Genomic DNA, 5,813 nt, shown 5'->3' with positions numbered 1-5,813 from the left:
TTGCGCGGTCCATAGCCGGTGATGAGAAGCGACATATCCGGAATGCGCAGATACGCGCCGAGCGATTCCATGAGGACTGCCTTGGCTTCATCAAGTGTCAGTCCTTCCAGCTTGACGCTGCCGACGTAGGGGAGCTGAACGTAGCCGTCAATGCCGACGGTGATGTTGTTGACGCCGATGCCGTCGGGGAAGCCAATGGCGAGGACGTTGAACGTGTCCCCCTTGAAGAGGCGATAGCTTGGCGTCGTTGCCGCACGGCGCAGGGATGCGATCTCAAATTCTTCCGGCGCTTCGATATAGCGCGGTGCAGCCGCCTCTTTCTTGGCCGATTTTTCCCGAGATGCTGCTTCATGGTTTGTCTGCGGCTGCTCAGTGAGAGCTTTCGCCGTCACAGACGTTGCCGCTGCGGCTTCTGCGGCGGCGTCGCTTGCAGACGGCGCAGCGAACGCAGCGCTGCTGCTGAGCGCAAGCATTGCAGCCAAGACGAGCAGGTTGCGTTTTTTCATGTACGGACACTCCTTCAAACGGATTACATTTGTTCTTTTAAGGATAGCATAGCCATCCTCTGCTGTCAAAGGTCTTTGCCTGTACTTCCCTCTTTCTGTTCTTCTTTATTATCGGGAAATGCCGCAAAAAATTTATTACAAAGGGTTTAATTCTACGCAATCAATAAGAAATCTCATAAAATCAATTTTATCCGCCTAAGCAAGTGCGGCAGAGTTTGCTCGCGCCGATCGGCTGAAATGGCGCGCCACAGTTGGCGCAGTACGGCAGGGGAATGCGCCAGCGTTTGGCGGCGGGAGATGCGGCAAGACGCAGAGCGTTCTTGGGACAGCGTGCCGTACAAAGACCACATGCCGTACAGAGCTGCGGCGTGAAGCGCAGTACGAAGTCTGCATCTTCGATGTCTGCCTGCAATGCGCCTTGCGGACACAGGTGCGCACAGAAGCCGCAGGCATTGCAGCCGCTGTAGAGAGCGAGGTCCCCATGCACAGCAGCGGGAAATGCGCCATAGAGAAACGCCCATGCGGAAGGATCGAACGCCGTAAGCGATGGATATGCAGGATTTTCTTCCTGCGTTTCTGCGGCATCTCCAGCCCTACCTTCATCCTGCCCCGCCGCAGCATCAGCATCGGCGTCAGACATATCGCCTTGCAGCATCCTCTCAGCAGAATGCACCTCAGCGCCATCGCTCCCCGCACCGCCTGCCGCATCTGTCTGCCCAAACTTCTCCTTCGCAGCATCGCGAAAGCGGCGAAAAAAATCGCGGCGACTGTACTCGCGTGCGGCAGGCTCCGTATCTTGCAGGCGAAGCAGCGTTCTCCCCGCCGCTTCCAAGGCAGTATTGGCAGCGGCAGACTCGCGGCAAAGATGCTCATAGACGGCGGGTACGCACGATCGGCACGCGCCAACATCGAGCTGCACTTCCTTTTTTAAAGCAATCGCCCAGAGAATGCCGCGCGTGAGAAATCCCAAGCATGGCAGCATAGAATCCGGCACAGTTTTCGCACACGCGAGATGCACCTGCGGCGCAGAGAGCGTGCCCGACAGCTTCGCAGCATAACTCTGCCGCGTCTCAATGGCGCCAGCGGGACAGACCGCCGTGCAAAGACCGCAGTCGAGACAAAGCTCTGTCTGCGGCATACCCCAGCGGAACGCGCCTGCAGGACAGACCCCTTCACAAGCGCGGCACGGCGGCTGCAGATAGCCTTTGATGCACTTCGCCGCAGACAGACGAATCTTTTCCACCGCCGCCATCCTTTCCTCAGATATACCAAATTTTTCTTCTTCGTATAGTATAGCAGGAAGCGCTAAATTTTTCACGCCTTCTGCACGCATTTTCCTTTCTATGTTATAATAGGAAGCGATTTTCAAACGATGAGAGGGATTTTCATGAAAGAAGAAAACATCGGTGCGGCTATTGCGCGCACTTTGGGCATCCGAACGAAGCAGGCGGAAGCGACGATCGCACTCTTAGACGAGGGCAACACGGTGCCGTTCATCTCCCGCTATCGCAAGGAAGCGACGGGAGAACTTGACGAAGAGCAGGTGCGCTCCGTCGAGAGCGAGCTTTCGCGTCTCCGAAATCTCGTGAAGCGTCAGCAGGAGATCGAAAAGAGCATCGAAGAGCAGGGAAAGCTCACGCCCGAGATCAAAGAAGCGCTCGATCGGGCGCTGAAGATGCAGGAGCTGGAGGACATCTACCTGCCCTTCAAACAAAAGCGGCGCACACGCGCAGGCGTTGCACGGGAAAAGGGGCTTGAGCCTTTGGCGCTTGCGATTCTCGCGCAGGAAGCGCAGAGCGGCACGGCGGAAGAATACGCCGCGCAGTTCGTCGATGCGGAAAAAGGTGTGGAGACGGCGGCAGATGCTCTTGCGGGTGCGATGGACATCGTCGCCGAAACTGTCACGGAAGGTGCGCCGCTGCGCCAGAAGATACGCAAGGAGCTTTGGCAGCGTGCAGAACTCGTGACTGCGCTCGACGAGGAAACCGAGGACGCGCAAACCTTCCTCATGTATCAGGACTACAGGGAGCCGCTTCGCACGCTGCCTTCGCATCGCATCCTCGCCATCAACCGCGGCGAAAAGAAGGGCTGCCTCAAGGTCACGCTCCAATGCGACCACGAGAAGCTTGCGACGGAAATCTTCGATGGGATTGACAAAGGCGCATCGATCTTCCGCGACTCTCTGAAGGCGGCGATCGAGGACGGCTATAAGCGCCTGCTCTTTCCCGCTATGGAGCGCGAACTTCGCTCACTTCTGACGGAAAATGCCGAAAAGCAAGCGATTCACGTCTTCGGCGCAAACCTCAAGCAGCTCCTTTTGGAAGCGCCGCTCGCCGGGCACACGGTCATGGGACTCGATCCCGGCTACCGCACGGGCTGCAAGATGGCGGTCGTCAGCCCCACGGGTCAAGTCGTCGATCACGGCGTCCTCTACCTCACGATGAGCGATGAGCGCCGCGCCGAATCAGCGAAAAAAGCGCTCGCGCTCATCAAGAAGCACGGCGTGACGCTCATCTCCATCGGCAACGGTACGGCGTCCTACGAAACGGAAGAATTCACGGCGAATCTCATCCGTGAGAACAAATTGCCCGTGCACTACCTCATCACGAACGAAGCAGGCGCGTCCGTCTACTCTGCCTCGAAACTCGCGAAAGAGGAACTTCCCGAATACGATGTGACGATCCGCGGCGCTGTCTCCATCGCGCGGCGTGTGCAGGATCCTCTCGCCGAACTCGTGAAGATCGACCCGCAGGCGATCGGCGTCGGTCAGTACCAGCACGATGTGAACCAAAAAGAACTTGCCGCCGCACTTGATGCTGTCGTGGAATCCGCCGTCAACCATGTCGGCGTGAACCTCAACACGGCATCGGCGGCGCTTCTCTCGCACATCGCGGGCGTCACGAAGGCGATCGCGAAAAACATCATCGACTGGCGCGACGAAAACGGCGCTTTCGCCAGCCGCCGCCAGCTCCTCAAGGTGCCGCGCCTAGGTCCTGCCGCCTTTACCCAGTGCGCGGGCTTTTTGCGCATCGCGGGCGGCAAAAGCCCCTTGGACAACACGCCCGTTCATCCCGAATCCTACGCGCTCGCCGAAAAGCTGCTCGACCGCCTCGGCTTTTCGCTCAATGATTTGAACGATAAAAAGGCTCTCGACACGCTTGGCGCTAAACTTACGCTCGCCGACGCCGAAAAACTCGCCCAAGAGCTTGCCGCAGGCACTCCGACCATGCGCGACATCATCGACGCGCTCAAGAAGCCGGGGCGCGATCCACGCGAAGATCTGCCCGCGCCGCTGACGCGCCAAGCCATCGTAAAACTCTCCGACATCAAGCCCGGCGCCGTCATGCGCGGCACGGTGCGCAACATCACGGACTTCGGCGTATTCGTCGATATCGGCATCAAGACGGCGGGGCTCATCCACATCTCAGAACTCAGCAAGAAGCGCGTCCGGCATCCGCTCGACGTCGTATCCGTAGGCGACATCGTAAACGTCATGGTAATCAGCGTTGACGAGGTGCGCGGACGCATCGGACTTTCCCTAAAACAGGTTCCGAAAGAGGCGGTAAAATGAACCAATCTCGTGATACCATTCTTATAAGTGATACCATTCGCGCTATCGAACCTGCCGGCGAAGAGCCTGACGAGCGATTTTTCGGCACTTCATCAGGAGATCTCGGTGCGCTCTCCCTCCTCTTGCAGCGTTATCTTCGTGCAGCAAAAGGCACGCTCCGGACGCTCGAAAAGCCGAAGAAATGCACGCTGATCTGCTGCGCCGATCATGGCGTAGCAGAAATGCAGGTCAGCGCCTATCCGCCCGAGACGACGGCTCAGATGACGGCGAACTACCTGCTAGCCAAGGGCGCTGTCGCCAACGCGCTCGCCAACTTCGCACGAAGCGATCTCTACGTCGCCGACCTCGGCATCAAAGCGCCTTTGCCGCCGCTCCCGACGCTCATCGACCGCAAGATCGCACACGGCACGAAGAACTCCGCCAAAGGAGCCGCCATGACGCGCGAGGAAGCGCTCCGCTCGCTCGCCGTCGGCATCCGCCTCGCTCATCATTTCACCGCGCAAGGCTATCGCTGCTTTCTGCCCGGAGAAATGGGCATATCAAACACGACGGCAAGCGCGGCGATCACCGCCTGCCTTTGCCGTCTCACACCCGCAAAAGCCACAGGGCGCGGCACGAACATATCTGACGAACGTCTCAAGACGAAGATCGAAGTCGTACGCCAGATCCTCGCGGTCAATCGCCCCGATGCGAGCGACGGCGTCGATGTCCTGCAAAAGGTCGGCGGCTTCGAACTCGGCTGCATCGCGGGGCTGATCCTCGGCGCAGCAAGCAAAAGAGCCATCGTCATCCTCGACGGCTTCAACACAGGCGCAGCGGCGCTCATCGCACAGGCGCTCTCTCCCGCCGTCACAGGCTATCTCCTCCCCTCACACCTTGCAGCGGAGCCGGCGCACGCCGCCATCCTCGAAAAGCTCTCCCTCAAACCCTACATGGACATGCGCTTTCGTCTCGGCGAAGCGACAGGCTCCTCCATCGTCGCCGACTTCCTCGACGCCGCAATCGACGCTTCAAAAAGCGTGCGCACAGCCGACAAAAATGCGCCGGAAGCAGAATATGACGCCGCTGACATGCCGCAGATACAGCGCCGCTCCATATCCGAAAACGCCCCCCACGATGACGTCATCCGCCTGCCCGAGTTCCCTGCACCCGACGCCCTTGCCGTGGCGGCGTGCCAAAAGCGCATCGACAGTCTTGCCAAGCCGATCTACAGCCTTGGCAGACTCGAAGCGCTCGCCGTGCGCCTCGCCGGCGTCACAGGCGTCGCACAGCCGCCGCTTACATCCGGACGCACACTTCTCATCTTCACGGCAGAGGAACCATCCGAGCGGCAAAAGCACCTCACGGCAGCCTTCGCCGCACATGCAGGCGCACCCGTAACGCTTGCGCAGCTCGACACTGCATCTTCTGCCGCCGCAGCTTTCGCCTTCGGACAGAAGGTCGCACATGAACTTACTGCCGACTGCCCCCTCATCGGTATCTCACTTACCGCCCCATCCAACGAAACAGCAAAAGAAAAGGCAGCTCTGTTAGCCGAAGCGCTCCGCCATGAAAAAGACGGCGGCGACCTTCTCGATCTGCTGCACCGCCTGCCTCCCGCCTCCTGCGTCGAAGCCGCCGCACTCCTTGGCGCCATCAGTGCCGCTGCCAAAAACCGCAGCCTCATCGTACTCGACGATCCCGCGACGGAAACCGTCGCGCACTTTGCTGAACGAATCACCCCCACACTCACACCC

At 59.3% G+C, this 5,813-nt stretch carries 4 protein-coding genes; 2 read left to right on the top strand and 2 right to left on the bottom strand.

Going from position 1 to position 5,813, the window contains the following annotated elements:
* Together ACTTKG_RS08700 and ACTTKG_RS08695 are read right to left on the bottom strand one after the other, a co-directional pair.
* Positions 1 to 506, bottom strand: a 506-nt coding sequence (locus ACTTKG_RS08700) for a polysaccharide biosynthesis/export family protein (RefSeq protein ID WP_442673823.1), incomplete at its 3' end; no start/stop codon positions are given.
* A 187-nt stretch (positions 507 to 693) separates the two neighbouring features.
* On the bottom strand, positions 694 to 1,758 hold the full coding sequence (locus ACTTKG_RS08695) for a 4Fe-4S dicluster domain-containing protein (RefSeq protein ID WP_442673822.1): 1,065 nt from the start codon (positions 1,756 to 1,758) through the stop codon (positions 694 to 696).
* A 135-nt stretch (positions 1,759 to 1,893) separates the two neighbouring features.
* Here ACTTKG_RS08695 and ACTTKG_RS08690 point away from each other — a divergent pair, with 135 nt between their 5' ends.
* Together ACTTKG_RS08690 and ACTTKG_RS08685 are read left to right on the top strand one after the other, a co-directional pair.
* A complete protein-coding gene (locus ACTTKG_RS08690; RefSeq protein ID WP_442673821.1) occupies positions 1,894 to 4,077 on the top strand; it encodes a Tex family protein in 2,184 nt (727 codons plus the stop codon).
* Positions 4,074 to 5,813: nicotinate-nucleotide--dimethylbenzimidazole phosphoribosyltransferase (locus ACTTKG_RS08685; protein WP_442673820.1), on the top strand; the 1,740-nt coding region annotated here is incomplete at its 3' end. The genes ACTTKG_RS08690 and ACTTKG_RS08685, both read left to right, overlap by 4 nt.

This window comes from Selenomonas sp. (assembly GCF_052169755.1).
Lineage (GTDB): Bacteria > Bacillota > Negativicutes > Selenomonadales > Selenomonadaceae > Selenomonas.
The sequence above is the reverse complement of the archived record's forward strand: the minus strand, read 5'-3'. Positions and strand labels throughout refer to the sequence as shown.